The sequence below is a fragment of the Ralstonia pickettii genome (assembly GCF_001699815.1).
Classification (GTDB): domain Bacteria; phylum Pseudomonadota; class Gammaproteobacteria; order Burkholderiales; family Burkholderiaceae; genus Ralstonia; species Ralstonia thomasii.
Genome location: NZ_MCGB01000003.1, coordinates 1 through 19,097, shown reverse-complemented (window position 1 = coordinate 19,097; position 19,097 = coordinate 1). Strand labels below are relative to the sequence as shown.

Below are 19,097 nucleotides of genomic sequence, written 5' to 3'. Positions count from 1 at the left end.
CCCGGGCGGCCACCGCGCGCGTTGCCGCCGCGGCCCGCCGGGTTGCGCCCGTTCGGAATCGGCTCCGCCGCGATGGTCGGGTCGGGCTCGAAACGTTCCAGCACGGTACGCGGCAGCTCACGCTTGATGAGGCGTTCAATGTCGCGCAGCAAACCATGCTCGTCCACGCAGACCAGCGAGATCGCCTCGCCCTGCGCACCCGCGCGGCCCGTGCGGCCGATACGGTGCACGTAGTCTTCCGGCACGTTCGGCAGGTCGAAGTTGACCACGTGCGGCAGTTGGTCGATGTCGATACCGCGCGCGGCGATGTCGGTGGCAACCAGCACGCGCAGCGTCCCAGCCTTGAATTCCGTCAGCGCACGCGTGCGCGCCGATTGGCTCTTGTTGCCGTGGATGGCCAGAGCGGGAATGCCGTCGCGCGTGAGCTGCTCGGCCAGGCGGTTCGCGCCGTGCTTGGTGCGCGTGAACACCAGCACCTGGTGCCAGTCGTTGTCGCGCACGAGCTTGGCAAGCAGTTCGCGCTTGCGCTCGCGGTCGACCGGGTAGATGCGCTGCTCGACCGTCTCGGCCGTCGTGTTGCGGCGCGCGACTTCAATCAGCGCCGGCTTGTCGAGCAGGCGGTCGGCCAGTTCGCGGATGTCGTCGGAGAACGTTGCCGAGAACAGCAGGTTCTGACGCTTCGCCGGCAGGATGTTGAGGATCTTGCGGATGTCGTGGATGAAGCCCATGTCCAGCATACGATCGGCTTCGTCCAGCACCAGCAATTCAATGTGCGACAGGTCGATGGTGCGCTGGCCAACGTGGTCGAGCAGGCGGCCCGGCGTGGCCACGACGATATCGACACCGCGCTTGAGCGCATCGATCTGCGGGTTGATGCCGACGCCGCCGAACATCACCATGGACTTCAGCGGCAGGTATTTGCCATAGGCGCGCACGCTTTCTTCAACTTGCGCGGCAAGTTCACGCGTGGGCGTCAGCACCAGCGCACGGATCGGGAAGCGCATGCCCTGCGGCGTCTGCACCTTGTTAGGTTGCGCCGCAGACAGGCGGTGCAGCAGCGGCAGCGTGAAACCGGCGGTCTTGCCGGTGCCGGTCTGAGCACCGGCGAGCAGGTCACCTCCCCTGAGAATGGCGGGGATGGCCTGGCGTTGAATTGGAGTAGGTTCTGCGTAGCCGAGTTCGGCCACGGCACGTACCAGCTTGTCTGACAAGCCGAGTTCGGAAAACGACATGGAAAAGCGATTGGACCGGCGTGTCCCGCGCATTCGTTCGTGCGCCAATCGTGGACAAAGCCTGGGTAGGTGACGGGGCGACTGGACCCCGGGGACTGCAAGAAGGAATCTAGTTTAACAGGTGATGGTGTTTACCCCACCGGGGCGCGCAACGCAGCCAACGGCGCGTTCACCATATCCCCAGCCGTTCGGCCAACGAATACCGCGCCATATACCGCCGGAAATACGCCAGGAACGCTTCTTCGGCCGGCGCCAGACCGCCCCCATCTCTCTCTCGCGAAGACCCGCAAGCGCAGGTGGATGTCTCGACGCAGGGCTTTGGCAGGCTTGGCCAGGCCATCGGCGCGATCGGTCTGCCGACGCTTGTCGTCCAGGAAGAGGTGGCTATCACCTCCCCACCCTTGCACAAAACGCTGCCGCATTCTTCGGCGGCCTGACATCGCTCCATCAGCCAGCCGGCTGACCCGCCCAGGGTCACCAAAGAGGGGCGAAAACCTCTCTCTCTTGTTTCTTGATGTTTGCGCCCACTCACTTTCCAGGCCTCGTGTTTCATACGTTGGCTGTGCACGCTCCTCCTGTCTAGAGTGCTTGCTCGAATTGGGCGCTTGGTGTTTTCAAACGTCTGTTCCTAACATGCCCGGGCAACCCCATACACATGTTTGAATCGTACGTTCGAGCGCTGCACCGCAGCAATCGAGCCCGATATCAGGCTTAAAAAAACGAGGTAGGAGACATGGGACGTCCTGGAGCAGGAGACACCAAGGGCCGCATTCTGGAAGCCACCGAACTGTTGTTCATCGAGTTCGGCTACGAGGCGATGTCGTTGCGGCAGATCACGGCGCGCGCCAAAGTCAATCTGGCGGCGGTCAACTATCACTTCGGCAGCAAGGAAGCGTTGATGCAGTCGGTGCTTGGGCGCCGGCTCGACCCGCTCAACACGCGCCGGCTGGCGCTGCTGACCGCGTGCGAAGAACGCTGGACCAAGGAGCAACTGACCTGCGACCACGTGCTCGGCGCGCTGTTTGTGCCAGCGCTGCAGATGGCGCGCAACCCCGACACCGGCGGCCCCGCATTCCTGCGCCTGATGGGGCGCGTGTATTCCGACACCTCACCGTTCGTGCAGAGCTATCTGCTCGGCCACTATGCGCTGGTGTTCGATCGCTTCTTCGAAGCCTTCTCGCGTGCGCTGCCGCACCTGCCGCGCGCTGAACTCGGCTGGCGCCTGCACTTTGCGCTCAAGGCGCTCGCCGGCGTGCTGGCCGGAGACGACCTCAATAACCTGCTGCCGCTGTTCACGCAGGGCAAGACGATGAACGATGCCTCGCTGCTGGCACGCCTGACGGCGCTGGTGGTGGCTACGCTCAACGCCCCGCTGCCCGGCGAGGCCGGTGCGCTCGATCAGGTGGTCGAGCTGGCCGAAGCGCAAGTTCCCACGCCCGTCGCGCAAGCAGATGACGCCCCCAACGGCAACGACAGCGGCAACGGCGGCTCAGGTCGCCACGCCGGGCGCGGCAATGGCCGCGCCGAACGCAGCGCGACGCCCACCACCGCCTCGCCCTTCGCCGGTGACCTGTTCGGCCGCACACCCGCGCGCGCCAGCGCCGACGATGCCGCGGACGCCCACGACGATCTCGGCGCCGGTGCGCACGACGATACTCATGGTGACGACAGCGACGTCGGCGGCCCCGCGCCCACCGCACGCACCAGGGCATTGGCCATTCGCCGCAGCAATGCAGCACGCGCGATCTTCCCAGCCAATCCGATGCGCCCCTGGCGCAGCCCCAACGCCTGACAACGCTGGTGCCGCCTGGAGTTCCCGTATGTCTGCCATGTGCAGGCACGGGAGTCGCTCCGGCATTCTGCAGGTGCCGCCGGTGTTCGAGATATCCGGCCCGTAGACGCATCGAATGGAGACCCTCATGATGACGATCTGGATCGTCCTGCTTTGCATCGGCGTGCTTGGGCTCGCCAGCATGGAAGCCTCGGCGTTCGCCTGGCTGGTCGCGACCGCCGTGTGGCTCGTGGCAGGCGCCTGGCTGGGCTTGGTGGGCCCGGTGATGACTACGGTACTCGCCATCGTCTTTGTGCTGCCGGCGCTGGTGCTCGCGCTCAAGCCGCTGCGCCGGGCACTCATCACGCGCCCGGTACTGGCAATGTTCCGCAAGATCATGCCGGAGATGTCGCAAACCGAGCGCGACGCCATTGAAGCGGGCACGGTCTGGTGGGATGCCGAACTGTTCTCCGGCCGGCCCAACTGGTCGCGATTGCTGTCTTCGCCGCAGCCGCGTCTGTCGGCCGAAGAGCAATCTTTCCTCGACGTGGAAACCGAAAAACTCTGCGACCTTGCCAACGATTGGGAAAGCACGCAGATCTGGCAGGACCTGTCGCCCGACGCGTGGGACTATGCGAAGCGCGCCGGCTTCCTGGGCATGATCATCCCGAAGGAATACGGCGGCAAAGGGTTCTCGGCATACGCTCACTCGCAGGTCATCATGAAGCTGTCGACGCGCTGCTCTGCCGCGGCCGTGTCGGTCATGGTGCCCAACTCGCTCGGCCCCGCTGAGCTGCTTCTGCACTACGGCACCGAAGCGCAGAAAAATCATTACCTGCCGCGCCTCGCACGCGGTGAAGAAATCCCCTGCTTTGCGCTGACCAACGCATATGCCGGCTCCGATGCCGCCGCCATTCCCGATGTGGGCGTGGTCTGCCGCGGCGTGCACGAAGGCCGCGAGACGCTCGGCTTTCGCGTGACATGGAGCAAGCGCTACATCACGCTCGGCCCCATCGCCACGGTGCTGGGGCTCGCATTTCGCGCGGTCGATCCGGATGGCTTGCTCGGCGGCGACAAGGAGCCCGGCATTACCTGCGCGCTCATCCCGACGAAGCACCCGGGCGTAAACATCGGCCGCCGCCATTGGCCGCTCAATGCGGTGTTCCAGAACGGCCCGAACTCCGGCAAGGACGTGTTCATCCCCATCGACTGGGTGATCGGCGGCCAGGCGCAAGTCGGCCGTGGCTGGCGCATGCTGATGGAATGTCTGGCAGCGGGCCGGGCGATTTCGCTGCCGTCGTCCAACGTGGGCATGGCCAAGCTGGCCGTGCGCAGCACCGGCGCCTATGCCGCCGTGCGACGCCAGTTCCGTACGCCCATCGGCAAGTTCGAAGGGATTCAGGAAGCGCTCGGCCGCATGGGCGGCAACCTGTACATGATGGATGCGGCGCGGCGTCTTTCCGCGCTGGCCGTGGACCTGGGCGAGAAGCCCTCGGTCATCTCCGCCATTGCCAAATACCACGTCACCGAACGTGCGCGCGATGTGGTCACCGATGCGATGGACATCGTGGGCGGCAAGGGCATCTGCATGGGCCCGAACAACTTCCTGGCGCGCGCTTATCAGCAGGTGCCGATCGCCATCACGGTGGAAGGCGCGAACATCATGACGCGCTGCCTGATCATCTTCGGGCAGGGCGTGATCCGTTGCCATCCGTATGTGCTGCGCGAGATGACGGCCGCGCAAGGCGCCGATTCAACCGAGACGCTGCGTGCGTTCGATACGGCGCTGTTCGGCCACGGCGCATTCATCGCGGGCAACCTGGTGCGCGCCTTTTTGCATGCGCTCTCCGGCGGGCGCGTGGGAAGCGCGCCGGGCAATGCCGCACCGGAAATGCAGCGCTACTACCGCGCCGTGAACCGCTTCTCGACGGCGCTGGCGCTGCTGTCCGATGTGTCGATGTTCACGCTGGGCGGCACGCTCAAGCGCCGCGAGAGCATCACGGGGCGGCTGGGCGACATCCTCTCGCAGATGTACCTGATCTCGTCCGCGCTCAAACGCTTTGAAGATGACGGCCGCCCTGCCGAGGACGCGCCGCTCGTGCATTGGTCGGTTCAGGACGCGCTGGTGAAGGCGCACGATGCGCTCGACGGCGTGCTGGCCAATTTCCCGAACACTGGCATCGCGGCGCTGCTGCGCGCGCTGATCTTCCCGTTCGGTACGCCGTATCGCAAGCCGTCGGATGCGCTGGCCGCGCAGGTCGCCGAGCTGATGCAAACGCCGGGCGCTGTGCGCGATCGCCTGCTGGCCGACTCGTACTGCCCGACGCCCGAAGTCGACCCGATCGCCTATGGCGAAGCGGCCTTCCGCCTGCAGCCGGCCGTGGACGCAATCGAGCAGCGCTTGAAACCAGCCATCCGCGCAGGCAAGCTGCCGCCCGTGCCGCAGAGCCTGCCCGACTTCGAAGCCTGGACCGCACAAGCCGTGGCACAAAACCTCATTGACGAAGGCGAGCGAAAGCAGCTGTGCGACTACGCGCGCTACGGCGAACACGCGGTTGCCGTGGATGACTTCCCGCCCGACTTCAACCTGATGGCCGACCTGCAGCGCCGCAAGGATGCGCTCGATGCCCTGCAGGCCGCCGAGCGCCGCGCAGCCTGATGGCCCAGGGGCCTGACAAACGACAACAACAACGATGCAAGACAAGTACCTCGATTTCGTCGGTTCCGGTTTCGGCAAGTGGCTGTCGGCCAACCTCGGCCTGCCGCAGCCTGTGCCGTTGCGCCGTTATGTGCCCGGCGAACCGGAATTTGTCGGGCCGTTCCTGGTGGGCGCGGCGCCGGGCGGCTCCATGCGCGAAACGCTCGCCGCACTGTTTGCCGAGACCGGCGTCCCTACGCGCTTTCATGAAAGCGATCCGGAATGGCTTGGTGCCGCCAACCGGCACGGCCAGATCACGGGCCGCTTTGTCGCCCCGACGGGCAAGGACGGCGAGGCGTTTGATCGCATTGGCGGCATCGTCTTCGATGCCACGGGCATTGCGACGGTCGACGGCCTCGACGCGCTGTATCACGTGTTCCACGATGGCGTGCGGGCCATCGGCCGTTGTGGGCGCGTCGTGGTGATCGGCCGGCCGCCGGAAGGTTGCAAGACGCCCGAGATGGCGATTGCGCAGCGCGCGCTGGAAGGGCTGACGCGCTCTCTTGGCAAGGAAGTCCGGCGCGGCTGCACGGCGCAGCTCGTCTACGTGGCTGAGGGAGCGGAGAACGTGGCCGTATCGACGCTGCGCTTTCTGCTGTCGGCACGCTCGGCGTATGTGTCGGGGCAGGTGGTGCGCGTGCATCGGGCGGCAGCGGTCTCGGTGGACTGGCAGAAGCCGCTGGCCGGGCGCACCGCGTTGGTGACCGGCGCCTCGCGCGGCATCGGCGCGGCCATTGCGCACGTGCTGGCACGTGACGGTGCGCGCGTACTTTGCCTGGATGTGCCCGCCGCGCAGGAAGCGCTGAACGCGGTCGCGCAGGAAATCGGCGGTGAGGCCATGGCCTACGACATTGCTGCGCCCGAGACACCCGCCCTGCTCGCGCAGCAACTTGCTGCATTGGGCGGCATCGACATCCTCGTGCACAACGCCGGCATCACGCGCGACAAGACCATCGCCCGCATGACCGAGCCCGCTTGGCGCAGCGTGCTCGATATCAACCTCGCCGCGCAGTTGCGCATCAACGACGCGCTGCTTGCGGCCAATGCGCTGCACGCAGGCGGGTCCATCGTGTGCGTGTCGTCCATCAGCGGCATTGCAGGCAACCTTGGGCAGACCAACTACGCGATGTCCAAGGCCGGCGTGATCGGGCTCGTGCAAGCAGGCGCACCGTTGCTGGCAGAGCGCGGCATCACCATCAACGCTGTCGCGCCGGGCTTTATCGAGACGCAGATGACAGCGGCCGTGCCGTTTGCCATCCGCGAAGCCGGCCGCCGCATGAACGCGATGAGCCAGGGCGGCCAGCCCGTCGACGTGGCCGAGACGATCGCGTGGTTCGCCAACCCGGCGTCCAACGGCGTGACGGGCAACATCGTGCGCGTGTGCGGGCAAAGCCTGCTGGGAGCCTGACGCGACCATGCGCACGCTGGCCCAGCCCTTTCCGATGGTCGCAACCCAGACGCTGGTAACCGAGCCGCCGTCGCCGGGGGCACTGGCCTGGCGCGCGCTGCTGTCGCAACGCAAAGGCAGGCGCGGCGGGCCGCTGCCGCGCCACACCCTGGTGCGCCAGGAGGTGCCGCTCGAGGCCGAACACATTGCGCAGTACGCGGCGGTGTGTGGGTTCTCGCCCGCGCATGGCGTACCGATGACGTATCCGCATCTGCTGGGCTTTTCGCTGCAGCTCATGCTGATGACGGAATCGGCGTTTCCGTATCCGGTGATCGGCCTCGTGCACCTGTGCAACACCATCCGCCAGCACCAGCGCCTGCAGGCGGGCGAACGCGTGCGCGTGGAAGTGCGCCCGCGCCGGTTGTTCCACCATGCGCGCGGGCAGGCGTTCGCTATCGAAACCGCGATCGTCAAGGCCGGCGCAGTGGTGTGGGAATCGCTGTCGACCTACCTGCGCGTGGGCGTGCCGTCGCCGCAGGGGGCACCGTTGATTGCGCTGCCAAGCGTGCAGAACTTGTCGCTCGACGGCCGCTGGGATGTGCCTGCCGACACCGGCCGGCGCTACGCCGGCGTGTCGGGGGACTGGAACCCCATCCACGTATCCAACATCGGCGCGAAGCTGTTCGGCTTCGCGCACCCCATCGCCCACGGCATGTGGACGAAGGCCCGTGCGCTGGCCGCGCTGCTGCCGGCCGCGCCGCTCACGGAAGGCGAAGTGGTGGCCGAGTTCAAGACCCCGCTATCACTGCCCGGCGCGGCGACGCTGTGGCAAGCCAACGAAGCCACGCCCGGCCGCGCGTTTGAGGTGCGCAACGCCACGGGCGACAAGCCCTATCTGCGCGGCATGCTGACGCTGCCGCACGCACAACAAGACAACACGGGAGACTGAATTCATGCTCGTCAACGCGCAGTTGCGCCGCGTCGCCATCCTTGGCGGTAACCGCATTCCGTTCGCCCGCTCGAATACGGCCTACGCTACCGCATCGAACCAGCAGATGCTGACCGCCGCGCTGCAGGGCCTGATCGACCGCTTCAACCTGCACGGCCAGCGTCTGGACGAAGTCGTGGCCGGCGCGGTCATCAAGCACGCGCGCGATTTCAACCTGACGCGCGAAACGGTGCTCTCCACCACGCTCGCCAAGCAGACGCCCGCTTACGACATCCAGCAGGCCTGCGGCACGGGGCTGGAAGCCGCCATTCTCGTTGCCAACAAGATTGCACTGGGGCAGATCGACGTGGGCATTGCCGGCGGCACGGACACCACCTCCGATGCGCCCGTCGGCCTGAACGAAAAGATGCGCAAGATCCTGCTGGAGGCCAACCGCGCCAAGTCCACAGGCGCGCGCGTCAAAGCGCTGGCCGGCCTGCGGCCGTCGATGTTCGTGCGCCCGCTGCTGCCGCGCAACAGCGAGCCGCGCACCGGCCTGTCGATGGGCGAACACTGCGAGCTGATGGCCAAGCGCTGGGGCATCCGCCGCGAAGACCAGGACGCGCTGGCCCTGCGCAGCCACCACAACCTCACGGCCGCCTACGAGCGGGGCTTCTTCACCGACCTGATGACCGCCCACCTGGGGCTCGATCGCGACAACAACCTGCGCAGCAACTTGACCATCGAGCAACTGGCGAAGCTGCAGCCGGTATTCGACCGCAGCGCCGCCGGCACCATGACGGCCGGCAACTCCACGCCGCTCACCGATGGCGCATCGTGCGTACTGCTCGCCAGCGAAGACTGGGCGCGCGCGCACAACCTGCCCGTGCTCGCCTACATGACCTGCGCGGATACGGCTGCCGTCGATTTCTTCAGCAGCACGCCGGAGCAGAACGAAGGGCTGCTGATGGCGCCGGCCTATGCCGTCTCGCGCATGCTGCAACGCGCGGGGCTCACCCTGCAGGACTTCGACTACTACGAGATCCACGAAGCCTTTGCCGCACAGGTGCTCAGCACGCTGGCGGCCTGGGAATCGCCTGAATACTGCCGCGAAAAGCTCGGCCGCAGCGCCCCCATGGGCAGCATCGACCGTAGCAAGCTGAACGTGAATGGCAGCTCGCTTGGCACGGGCCATCCGTTTGCCGCCACGGGCGGGCGCATTGTCGCGACGCTGGCCAAGATGCTGGCGCAGCGCGGCAGCGGGCGTGGGCTGGTGTCGATCTGTGCCGCTGGCGGCCAAGGTGTCGTTGCCATTCTGGAGCGCCCCGAAACGATGTCGCACTAAACCGCTCGGGCCAAAACGGGAACGGCCCGGGTCTACCAAGATTCAAAAACCCGCGCGGCACACAATAAAACCACGCCGCGTTTTTCATGGACGGAGACACCATGAACACCGTTGCCGACCGCAACAGCCTTACCGACCGCATCTGGCTGAAGTCGTACCCCGAGGGCGTGCCCGCCGAAATCAACCCCGATCGCTATCACTCACTGGTCGAGGTGTTTCGCGAATCGGTGGAAAAGTACCGCACCCGCATCGCCTACGTGAGTGTCGGCACCGAAATGACGTACGACGAGTGCGAACGACAAGCGAAGCAATTTGCAGCGTGGCTGCAATCGCGCGGCGTGAAGAAGGGCGACCGCGTGGCGATCATGCTGCCCAACAGCCTGCAGTACCCCGTGTGCCTCTTTGGCACGCTGCTGGCCGGCGCCATCGTCGTCAACGTCAACCCGCTGTACACGGTGCCGGAACTGGCGCACCAGTTGCGCGACTCCGGCGCGCAGACGATTGTCGTGCTGGAGAACTTCGCGCGCACGCTGGAGCAGGCTTTGCCCGGCAGCCAGGTGCGCAACATCGTCATCACCGGCATCGGCGACCTGATGGGCGGTGCGCTCAACCTCAAGGGCCGCGCGCTGAACTTCGTGATGCGCCACGTGCAGAAGCAGGTGCCACCCTACAAGCTGCCCTCGCCGGTCTGGCTGCGAGATGCGCTGGCCGTGGGCGGCTCGCGCACGATGCAACCGGTGCAACTGGCGCCGGAAGACATCGCCTTCCTGCAATACACCGGCGGCACCACGGGCGTGGCCAAGGGCGCGATGCTCACGCACCGCAACATCATCGCCAACCTGCTGCAGGCAGAAGAGTGGTCCAAGAGCATGCTCAACGGCGGCGTGGAAACCAACGTCACGCTGCTGCCGCTGTATCACATCTTCTCGCTCACGGTGAACCTGCTGATGTTCATGACGCTGGGCGGGCGCAATATCCTGATCGCCAATCCGCGTGACACCAAGCGCGTGATCTTCATCCTGCGCAACGAACGCTTCTCGGGCATTGCGGGGGTCAACACGCTGTTCAACGCACTGCTGGAAGATCCGGACTTCGCCACGCGCGACTTCTCGGCCATGAAGATCACCATCGGGGGCGGCATGGCGGTGCAGCGTGCGATCGCGCAGCGCTGGAAAGAAGTCACGGGCCACACCATCGTTGAAGGCTACGGGCTGACGGAATGCTCGCCCGTCGTCTCGATGAACCCGCCGCACGTGACCGAATTCAGCGGCACGATCGGGCTGCCCGCGCCGTCCACCGAAGTGCGTTTCAAGCGCGACGACGGCACCATCGCGCCGCTGGGCGAACCCGGCGAACTGCAGGTGCGTGGGCCGCAAGTCATGCGCGGTTACTGGCAGCGCCCGGAGGAAACCGCCAAGTCCATCGACGCCGAAGGCTGGTTCTCCACCGGCGACATCGGGGTGATGGACGCCAACGGCTACATCCGCCTGATCGACCGCAAGAAGGACATGATCCTGGTCTCGGGCTTCAATGTGTACCCGAACGAGATCGAAGACGTGGTGGCGCTGCACCCCGACGTGCTGGAGGTGGCGGCCATTGGCGTGCCCGATCCGGTGGCCGGCGAGCGCGTGAAGATCATCGTGGTGCCGCGCACTGGCGCCCTGACCGAGCCCGCGCTGCTCGAACACTGCCGCGCCCATCTGACCGGCTACAAGATGCCGCGCATCGTTGAGTTCCGCCACGAAGAGCTGCCCAAGTCGACCGTGGGCAAGATCCTGCGCCGCGAGCTGCGCGATGCCGATCCGGACATCAAGCGCGCCCGTGCACAGGCGCAGCAATAATGCCAACACCGGAGACCTGCATGCATTTGCGTACCCTCGCCCTGGCCACGGTGTTGGCCGGCGCCGCACACGCCTGGGGCCAGCCTGCCGCGCCGGATGCTTCCGCGCCTGCCGCGGCCGCACAGACCGCCGCCCCGACCGCCGCATCGCAATCGGCGGCCATCGGCAGCTTTGCCGCGATGGATATCGCCAAGCAGACGGCTTGGCTCGGCAGCCAGGTCAACGCCAACGCGTTTGCGGGCTGGTCCGACGAAGACGTCCTGGCCATGGCGCATGCCATGAAGCCCGAAACGCTGGTGCGTTGGCTCAAGGCCGAAGTGGCCAAGCTGCCTGAGTATGAATACCGCATGCGCCGCCAGGAACGCGTGAAAGACCAGTGGCAAAGCCAAGCGGCGCTCATGCTCATCCGCTACCGCAACGCCCCGCGCCAGGTCTACGCGCGCTGGCTCAGGGGCGGCGCGCACGCCGGCCAGGAAATCATCTACGACGAAACCGTGCGCAAGAACGAGATGTATGGCCACCTTGGCGGGCTCGTCGGCTTCGTGGCGATCTGGAGTGCGCTGGATGGCTCGCTGGCCAGATCGCAGTCGAACCACACGGCGCGGGAGCTTGGGCTGCAGTTCATCGTCGATACGGTCGAGCGTGACGGACGCGCCCACGTGGCAGCCGGCGGCAGCGGCAAGTTCAACGAAGCCAAGATGGTGACCGAAGACGGTGAACGCATGCTGCGGCTGACCTGGGATACGCCAAGCGGTCCGCCCACGTTCTACGCCAAGCGCGTGCGCCTGTATTTCGACCTCAAAAACCCGTGGGTGCGCATTGAAGAAGCGTGGGACGAATCGGGCAATCAGCTCGAGAAAATCGTCATTGAAAGCGTGACGCGCAAGACCTGGAACGACCAGACTTTCAACCCCAAGAATCCGGAATACAAGTTTTAGACCGCCGCCCGAAGACCGTTGTGGGCCAAGGCTCCGCCGACCGGCGGAGAGTATGAAATGAGACTAGGGGAAACCCCTTGTTGCGTGCGTACACGCTAGAGGAAAACTTCGGTCATCGCAGCGCAACCGAACAAAAGCGCTGCGCTATGCTGCGGAAACACAAATCGCCACACCAAGGCGTGATAACAATCCAATCCAGAGAGACAACCACATGAACCGCACCGCCCGCCGCCTTGCTGCAGCCATTGCCTGCGCCGCCGCCAGCACCCTTGCTGCCCCCCTGGCTCACGCCCAATCCACCGCAGAGGCCAACGTGGCCGCAAGCGCCAGCAATGGCAGTGGCATGAGCAGCGGTGGCGGTGGCGGCTTCAGCGGCTTCATGGACAACTACGTCTGGGGCCGCAACGTCATGGCGCTGGGCTGGTTCTACATCCGCCCGATGGATTCGGCCACGCCGCTGACCACCACCACCAGCGCGCTGGGCCTGGGCACCTACCAGTCGCCAGGAACTGACGTGAAAGTCAGTAACGCCAATACGCTGTCGCTCACGTTCACGCACTTCTTTAACGACAACATCGCCGGTACGTTCGTGGGTGGCGTTCCGCCCAAGTTCAACCTGTACGGCAGCGGCAATGTGATCGCGCCGGTGCCGGTGGTCGGGCCGCTGACGCTAGTCAACCTGGGCCTGCCGCAAAACAACCCGGTCGCCACCGTGCGTGAATGGAGCCCGGCGATCGTCGCGCAGTACTACTTCGGCACCAAGGAAAGCAAGCTGCGCCCGTTCGTCGGCGCAGGCGTCAGCTACAACTTCTTCACCAACCTGAAACTGAACCAGAACTTCGTCAACGGCCTGCAGAACCTGGGGCAGGTGCTGCAGCTGGGCATGGGCCAGGTTCCGACTGGCCCGGCCAAGGTGACGGCGGAAACGTCCAGCTCGTGGACGCCGGTGGCCAACGTAGGCGTCTCGTATGAGTTCGCCAAGAACTGGACCGCCATCGGCACGGTGTCTTACCTGCCGCTGAAGACGACCTCCACCATCACGATCCGCAGCCAGCAAGGCCAGGTGCTGGCGGTCAACAAGACCGACATCAAGGTCGACCCGATCGTGTTCGGCTTGGCTGTGGGCTACAAGTTCTAAGCCGCACAATTGCTCCATCGCAAGACGCCACCTCCGGGTGGCGTTTTTCATTGGGGCGCGACCCGATATCATGGCGGACTACTACGACGCGCCGTTTGACGCGCCGATTTCCGGATTCCTCGCCCCGAACCCACCTCACATCCATGAGCCAGCCTTCCATCGCCATCGTCGGAGCCGGCATTGCCGGTGTTGCCTGTGCCAACGCGCTTGCCGCAGAAGGCATTGCCACCACGGTCTATGAGCGCGCTGGCGGTGTCGGGGGCCGGCTGGCCACCACGGTGCTGCCCGAGTCCGCCCCGGCGTATGCGTTCGACCATGGTGCGCAGTCGTTCAACGTGCGCAGCGAGGTCTTCCGGCGCGCGGTGGATGCCGCTGGCCGTCAGGGCTCGGTGCTGCCGTGGCCCGCGCGCTGGGGCCATCGCACGATCGACGCCCTGCAAGCCGACTCGCGCGACGAAGCCCGCTACGTCGGCCTGCCCGGCATGGGCGCGCTGGTGCGCAGCCTGGCCGCGCCGCTGGATGTGCGCTTCGGCCACGCCGTCACGCGTGTGGCGCACGATGGCCGGCGCTGGACGATCGAGCGCAATGGCACCGACGCCGCCCACGCCGACTTCCTCGCCCTGGCCCTGCCCGCGCCCGAACTGTCCGCACTGTTTCACGGCGCCACGCCAGCCTCGCTGCAGGAAGCCATCGCGCCGGTGCACTACGCCCCGTGCTGGGCGCTGATGATGGGCTTTGCGCAACCGCTCGGCTTGCCGTATGACGGCATCCGCATCGACGACGACGTGCTCGCCTGGGCCGCCCGCGACAACAGCAAGCCGGGCCGCGTCATGGTCGATGAATCCTGGGTGGTGCATGCGTCGCCGGGCTGGTCGGCCGCACATGCCCAGGACACCCCCGAGCAGGCGGTGCACGCCATGCACGCCCGCTTTGCCGAAGCCTTCCCGGGCACGCCTCAGCCCGATGTGATGGCCGCGCACTTGTGGCCGCACGCGCTGGTCGAGCAGTCCGCTGGTGTGCCCTGCCACTGGGACGCCGCCGCCCGCCTGGGTGCCTGCGGTGACTGGTGCGAAGGCCCGCGCGTGGAAGCCGCGTTCCTGAGCGGTATTGCGCTGGCCGCCAAGATTGCCGAAGCGCTATAAGACTTCGCCCCGGAACGCTACAATATCGGGTTGTCTCGTGTTTCGTGTGCCGGGTCGCTCACCCGGCGGTGGCTTTCTCCTGACGATGCCATGCGCACCCGACGCCAAGTCCTCGCCCTCGCTGTTGCTGCCGTTGCTGCGGCATCGGCGCCGCTGCTGTCTCACGCGCAAGTGCTGCGCAACATTCCGGCAACGGCCCCGGCGGCCCAATTGACCATCAACTCGGCCAACGGCGGCACGCTGAGTACCGGCAGCACCGGCATCGTGCGCATCCTGTTGTTGGGCTTCGGGAGCAGCAGCGCTGACATCCGCTTCGCCCCGGGCGTGCGGATCCTGTCGCTGGATGGGCGTTTGCTGCCGACTTCTTCGGTGGTCGGCCAGACGTTCAAGGTGCGCTATCAGCTCGACTTGTATCAGCAGTTGCTGACAGCCTGGGTTGTCAGCGATGACGATTACAAGGCTGCGGTGGCGGCACAAAGTCAGGCGCAAGCGCAGTCCCAGTAGTCAGAACGCCCCACGAAGCACGTGCCCCCAGGTCAACCACTGTGAACGGCACATGAAAAAAGTCTTCATCAAAACCTACGGCTGCCAGATGAACGAGTACGACTCGGACAAGATGTCCGACGTGCTCAACGCGGCTGAAGGTCTCGTCCCCACCGACACGCCCGAAGATGCGGACGTGATCCTCTTCAACACATGCTCCGTACGCGAGAAGGCGCAGGAGAAAGTGTTCTCCGAACTCGGCCGCGTGAAGGCGCTCAAGGCGCTCAAACCGGATCTCGTGGTCGGCGTAGGTGGCTGCGTGGCCAGCCAGGAAGGTGCGTCCATCGTGGCGCGCGCCCCTTACGTTGACGTGGTGTTCGGGCCGCAGACGCTGCACCGCCTGCCCGACCTGATCGCAGCACGCCGCCGCACGGGCCGCTCGCAGGTCGACGTGTCCTTCCCCGAGATCGAGAAGTTCGACCACCTGCCGCCCGCGCGCGTGGATGGCGCCAGCGCCTACGTGTCAATCATGGAAGGCTGCTCGAAATACTGCAGCTACTGCGTGGTGCCGTACACGCGCGGCGAGGAAGTCTCGCGCCCGTTCGACGACGTGCTGGCCGAAGTGGCCGGCCTGGCCGAACAGGGCGTGCGCGAAGTCACGTTGCTGGGCCAGAACGTCAACGCCTACATCGGCAAGATGGGCGACACGAGCGAGCGTGCGGATTTCGCGCTGCTGCTCGAATACGTGGCTGAGATTCCGGGTATCGAGCGCATCCGCTACACGACCAGCCACCCGAAGGAATTCAGCTCGCGCCTGATCGAGGCCTATGCCACCAACCCGAAGCTCGTCGACCACCTGCACCTGCCCGTGCAGCACGGCTCCGACCGCATCCTGATGGCGATGAAGCGCGGCTACACGGTGCTCGAATACAAGAGCAGCATCCGCAAGCTGCGCGCGATCCGGCCGAACATCTCGATCGCCACCGACTTCATCGTCGGCTTTCCGGGCGAGACCGATGCAGACTTCGCCAAGACGATGGACCTGATTCACGAGATCGGCTACGACACCTCGTTCAGCTTCATCTACAGCCCGCGCCCGGGCACGCCGGCCGCAACCTGCACGACGATACGCCCCAGGCCGTCAAGCTCGAACGCCTAAAACACTTGCAGGCGACCATTGAAGAGAACGTGGCGCGCATCAGCCAAGGCATGGTCGGCAGCGTGCAGCGCATTCTGGTGGAAGGCCCGTCGCGCAAGGATCCGACCGAACTGCACGGCCGCACCGAGAACAACCGCGTCGTCAACTTCGCGCTACCCGATCTGCCGCAGGTGCGCCGCGAACAGCTGATCGGCCAGATGCTGGACGTGCGCATCGTGCACGCGTTCCCGCATTCGCTGCGTGGCGAAGTGGCCGAAGAGCGTATGGCCAGCGCGGCTCACTGATCATCAACACGACCTGACTTGATGAAACCCACCATCGCAGAATTCACAGCGCCCAAGAACGACAACACGCGCCTGCAGAACCTGTGCGGGCCGCTGGACGAAAACCTGCGCCAGATCGAGCAGGCCCTGGACGTGACCATCAACCGGCGCGGTAGCAAGTTCACCGTGCGGGGCGCCAACGCACAAGGCGCGGCCAACGCGCTGGAGACGTTCTACAACGCCGCACGCGACCCGCTGTCGGTGGACGATATCCAGCTTGGCCTGGTGGAAACCCGCCAGGTGGCTGCGCATGGGGCTTACCTGCCGGAATCGGGCACCGACGAGCCGGACGGCAATGATCTATCGCCGGTGCTGCATACGCGGCGCACCGATCTGCATGGCCGCACGCCGATGCAGCGCGCGTACCTGCGCAACGTCCTCTCCCACGACCTGTCGTTCGGCATCGGACCGGCGGGTACGGGCAAGACGTATCTGGCCGTCGCTTGCGCGGTGGATGCGCTTGAGCGCGATGCCATCAAGCGCATCGTGCTGACGCGTCCCGCCGTGGAAGCCGGCGAACGCCTGGGCTTTCTGCCCGGCGACCTCGCGCAAAAGGTGGACCCGTACCTGCGCCCCCTTTACGACGCGCTGTACGACCTGCTCGGCTTCGACAAGACCCAAAAGATGTTCGAGCGCCAGATGATCGAGATCGCACCGCTGGCGTACATGCGCGGGCGCACGCTCAATCACGCCTTCATCATCCTGGACGAAGCCCAGAACACCACCCCGGAACAGATGAAGATGTTCCTCACGCGGATCGGCTTCGGCTCCAAGGCGGTGATCACCGGCGACACCACGCAGATCGACCTGCCGCGCGGCCAGAAGAGCGGCCTGATCGAAGCGCAGCACGTGCTGCGTGACGTGCGCGGCGTGGCGATGACGCGCTTCACCAGCGTCGACGTGGTGCGGCACCCGCTGGTGGCCCGCATCGTCGAGGCCTATGACGAATTCCATGCCCAGCATAAAGATGCATAAGGACGCCTGAACGTGGCTAAAGCAAAAACCGATACCAAAGCAAAAACCAAGAAGACCCAACCCGCGGCCGCCGAGTCATTCGGCCCGCGCGTCGACGTGTTCGACGCCCAGGGCAAACCCAGGACGGTGGATGCAAGCGCACTGCGCATTGCCTTTGCCGATGGCCGCAGCCTGATCCTCGGTCTGCCGAATACCGTGGATGGGCCGATCACCCTCGTTGCCGAGCACGCCGACGCCGACATGCACGCCATGCTCTCGCTGCGCCCCGAGCATCACGACAGCATCACGTTGCGCATTGAAACCCAGCCCGCCGAATTGGCAGACTCCACGGAAGAAGCCTTCGACGACGACACCGCCGGCGCCGAAATGCTCACGCTCGACCTGACCGTGCAGTACGGCGATGAACTCAAGGCTGCCGCTCGCAAGGCACTGCCGAAAGAACGCGACATCGAAGGGTGGATTGCCCCCGCACTGTTTGCCGATGCGCAGCTCAACGTGCGCTTTGTCGGCGAAGAAGAAGGTCGCACGCTCAACCGCACCTACCGCGGCAAGGACTACGCGACCAACGTGCTGACCTTCTCTTACGCAGAGAGCGCAGAAGACCCGGTCTCGGCCGACATCGTGCTGTGCTGCACGGTGGTCGAAAAGGAAGCGAAGGAACAGAAGAAGCCGCTGCTCGCGCACTACGCACACCTGATCGTGCACGGCGCACTGCACGCCCAAGGCTACGATCACGAAGACGCGGCCGATGCAAAGGAAATGGAAGGCATCGAAACGGAAATCCTCCGCGACCTCGGTTTTGCCGATCCGTACGCAGATCGTTAAAGCGCCACGCGCTTGATGCTCAGACGCCGGCTTCGCGCCGGCGTTTTGCTTTCTCATGTTCCATTCTTGCAGCATGCAGTTTCAACGGTGAATCAACCCGCATTGAAGAAAACCCAGTCCTGACAACGGTTTCCGGGTTTTCCTCCGCCATTCGGCGCATGCTCGCGCCGTTCGAATCGCGCATACACGTCGCACAGGCCGTCCGCCATCCGGGACCCTTGCTGCTCTCCGTATGGCGCATGGGTTTTGCCGTAGCGATTTCTATCCTCCACGCATAAGCCGCCGCTCGAGCGCGCTTCACGAATTCGGCGCAAACGAGCGCCATCGGCCAGCCCGCGCACAGACGGGCAAGGCCACCGCGGGGAGGTCATCATGCGTCAACGCTTCATGGACAGCATTCCGTGGACCACGCTGCTGGTTGGCGTGGGTGTCGGCACGGCGCTCGCGGTCACGCCGCGCATCGCACACGCTGATCACAAGCAATCGTGCTATGCGGGCATCGTCGTCGTATTTGACGGCGCGTGGCATCCGGGCGCGGTGGTTGGCTGCCGCACGGTCAACATCTCCGACAGCAACAACGTGGTTGGCGCCGAGGTGAACCTCATGGTCGCGCAAGGCACCATCCGGCCGCGCGTGCAGGCGGTGGTCGGCAGCACAAGCGTGCAGGCGCTCATCGGCGGCGGATACGACTTTGCGAGCAGCAAGGCGCTGGTGGGCGTCGGAGCCACGGGCGACCACTGGCTCGCCGGCGTCGACATGGAAATCGCCGGACGTTGGACAGCCTACGGCGGCGCGAGCACGCTGGGCCGGTATCACAGCAATTCGCATCCCGCAGACCCGGCACCGGCGGCGACAACGCCGACTGGCAACAACGACGCACCGCCCCCCAGCGGCAACAACACGCCGCCGTCC

Annotated in this window: 13 protein-coding genes and 3 pseudogenes; 15 read left to right on the top strand and 1 reads right to left on the bottom strand. The window is 65.5% G+C overall.

Annotated features, from left to right (window positions below; genetic code table 11):
• Positions 1–1,232, bottom strand: a 1,232-nt coding sequence (locus BEK68_RS00595) for a DEAD/DEAH box helicase (protein ID WP_065851515.1), incomplete at its 3' end; no start/stop codon positions are given.
• A gap of 275 nt (positions 1,233–1,507) precedes the next feature.
• Between BEK68_RS00595 and BEK68_RS26015 the strand changes: the two are divergent.
• The 15 genes and pseudogenes from BEK68_RS26015 to BEK68_RS00525 form a co-directional block, all read left to right on the top strand.
• Positions 1,508–1,695, top strand: a pseudogene (locus BEK68_RS26015) (histone deacetylase family protein); the annotation flags it as partial.
• A gap of 270 nt (positions 1,696–1,965) precedes the next feature.
• Complete coding sequence (locus tag BEK68_RS00590) at positions 1,966–3,024, top strand: TetR/AcrR family transcriptional regulator (protein ID WP_009239089.1); 1,059 nt, start codon at positions 1,966–1,968, stop codon at positions 3,022–3,024.
• A 130-nt stretch (positions 3,025–3,154) separates the two neighbouring features.
• Entirely contained in the window at positions 3,155–5,662 is a 2,508-nt protein-coding gene (locus BEK68_RS00585; protein ID WP_024542163.1) for an acyl-CoA dehydrogenase, read from the top strand.
• Positions 5,663–5,696: 34 nt separating this feature from the next.
• Positions 5,697–7,109, top strand: coding sequence for a 3-oxoacyl-ACP reductase (locus BEK68_RS00580; RefSeq protein ID WP_004635492.1), 1,413 nt, complete (start codon positions 5,697–5,699; stop codon positions 7,107–7,109).
• Positions 7,110–7,116: 7 nt separating this feature from the next.
• A complete protein-coding gene (locus BEK68_RS00575) occupies positions 7,117–8,037 on the top strand; it encodes a MaoC/PaaZ C-terminal domain-containing protein (RefSeq protein WP_009239091.1) in 921 nt (306 codons plus the stop codon).
• A gap of 4 nt (positions 8,038–8,041) precedes the next feature.
• The gene (locus BEK68_RS00570; protein WP_009239092.1) at positions 8,042–9,361 is read left to right on the top strand and encodes an acetyl-CoA C-acetyltransferase; all 1,320 of its coding nucleotides are present in this window, start codon (positions 8,042–8,044) and stop codon (positions 9,359–9,361) included.
• Positions 9,362–9,462: 101 nt separating this feature from the next.
• Positions 9,463–11,202: an AMP-binding protein gene (locus BEK68_RS00565; protein ID WP_009239093.1), complete on the top strand. Its 1,740-nt coding sequence runs from the start codon at positions 9,463–9,465 to the stop codon at positions 11,200–11,202.
• Between the two features lie 20 nt (positions 11,203–11,222).
• A complete protein-coding gene (locus BEK68_RS00560; RefSeq protein WP_009239094.1) occupies positions 11,223–12,140 on the top strand; it encodes a DUF1571 domain-containing protein in 918 nt (305 codons plus the stop codon).
• A 211-nt stretch (positions 12,141–12,351) separates the two neighbouring features.
• Complete coding sequence (locus BEK68_RS00555) at positions 12,352–13,278, top strand: OmpW/AlkL family protein (RefSeq protein WP_009239095.1); 927 nt, start codon at positions 12,352–12,354, stop codon at positions 13,276–13,278.
• Between the two features lie 143 nt (positions 13,279–13,421).
• Complete coding sequence (locus BEK68_RS00550; protein ID WP_009239096.1) at positions 13,422–14,420, top strand: NAD(P)/FAD-dependent oxidoreductase; 999 nt, start codon at positions 13,422–13,424, stop codon at positions 14,418–14,420.
• 90 nt (positions 14,421–14,510) lie between these two features.
• Positions 14,511–14,924: a hypothetical protein gene (locus BEK68_RS00545; protein WP_004635508.1), complete on the top strand. Its 414-nt coding sequence runs from the start codon at positions 14,511–14,513 to the stop codon at positions 14,922–14,924.
• A 52-nt stretch (positions 14,925–14,976) separates the two neighbouring features.
• A pseudogene (miaB, locus tag BEK68_RS00540) lies at positions 14,977–16,346 on the top strand (tRNA (N6-isopentenyl adenosine(37)-C2)-methylthiotransferase MiaB).
• 21 nt (positions 16,347–16,367) lie between these two features.
• Positions 16,368–17,360: a PhoH family protein gene (locus BEK68_RS00535; protein WP_009239098.1), complete on the top strand. Its 993-nt coding sequence runs from the start codon at positions 16,368–16,370 to the stop codon at positions 17,358–17,360.
• 12 nt (positions 17,361–17,372) lie between these two features.
• Positions 17,373–18,185 carry an rRNA maturation RNase YbeY gene (ybeY, locus tag BEK68_RS00530; RefSeq protein ID WP_009239099.1) on the top strand — a complete coding sequence of 271 codons (813 nt, stop codon included), beginning with the start codon at positions 17,373–17,375 and terminating at the stop codon, positions 18,183–18,185.
• A 372-nt stretch (positions 18,186–18,557) separates the two neighbouring features.
• Positions 18,558–19,097 (top strand): annotated as a pseudogene (locus BEK68_RS00525) (hypothetical protein); the annotation flags it as partial.

Bases quoted from the DNA above. Each gene is read 5' to 3' on its own strand.
- BEK68_RS00590 (WP_009239089.1), top strand. From the start codon at position 1,966: ATGGGACGTCCTGGAGCAGGAGACACCAAGGGCCGCATTCTGGAAGCC.
- BEK68_RS00585 (WP_024542163.1), top strand. From the start codon at position 3,155: ATGACGATCTGGATCGTCCTGCTTTGCATCGGCGTGCTTGGGCTCGCC.
- BEK68_RS00580 (WP_004635492.1), top strand. From the start codon at position 5,697: ATGCAAGACAAGTACCTCGATTTCGTCGGTTCCGGTTTCGGCAAGTGG.
- BEK68_RS00575 (WP_009239091.1), top strand. From the start codon at position 7,117: ATGCGCACGCTGGCCCAGCCCTTTCCGATGGTCGCAACCCAGACGCTG.
- BEK68_RS00570 (WP_009239092.1), top strand. From the start codon at position 8,042: ATGCTCGTCAACGCGCAGTTGCGCCGCGTCGCCATCCTTGGCGGTAAC.
- BEK68_RS00565 (WP_009239093.1), top strand. From the start codon at position 9,463: ATGAACACCGTTGCCGACCGCAACAGCCTTACCGACCGCATCTGGCTG.
- BEK68_RS00560 (WP_009239094.1), top strand. From the start codon at position 11,223: ATGCATTTGCGTACCCTCGCCCTGGCCACGGTGTTGGCCGGCGCCGCA.
- BEK68_RS00555 (WP_009239095.1), top strand. From the start codon at position 12,352: ATGAACCGCACCGCCCGCCGCCTTGCTGCAGCCATTGCCTGCGCCGCC.
- BEK68_RS00550 (WP_009239096.1), top strand. From the start codon at position 13,422: ATGAGCCAGCCTTCCATCGCCATCGTCGGAGCCGGCATTGCCGGTGTT.
- BEK68_RS00545 (WP_004635508.1), top strand. From the start codon at position 14,511: ATGCGCACCCGACGCCAAGTCCTCGCCCTCGCTGTTGCTGCCGTTGCT.
- BEK68_RS00535 (WP_009239098.1), top strand. From the start codon at position 16,368: ATGAAACCCACCATCGCAGAATTCACAGCGCCCAAGAACGACAACACG.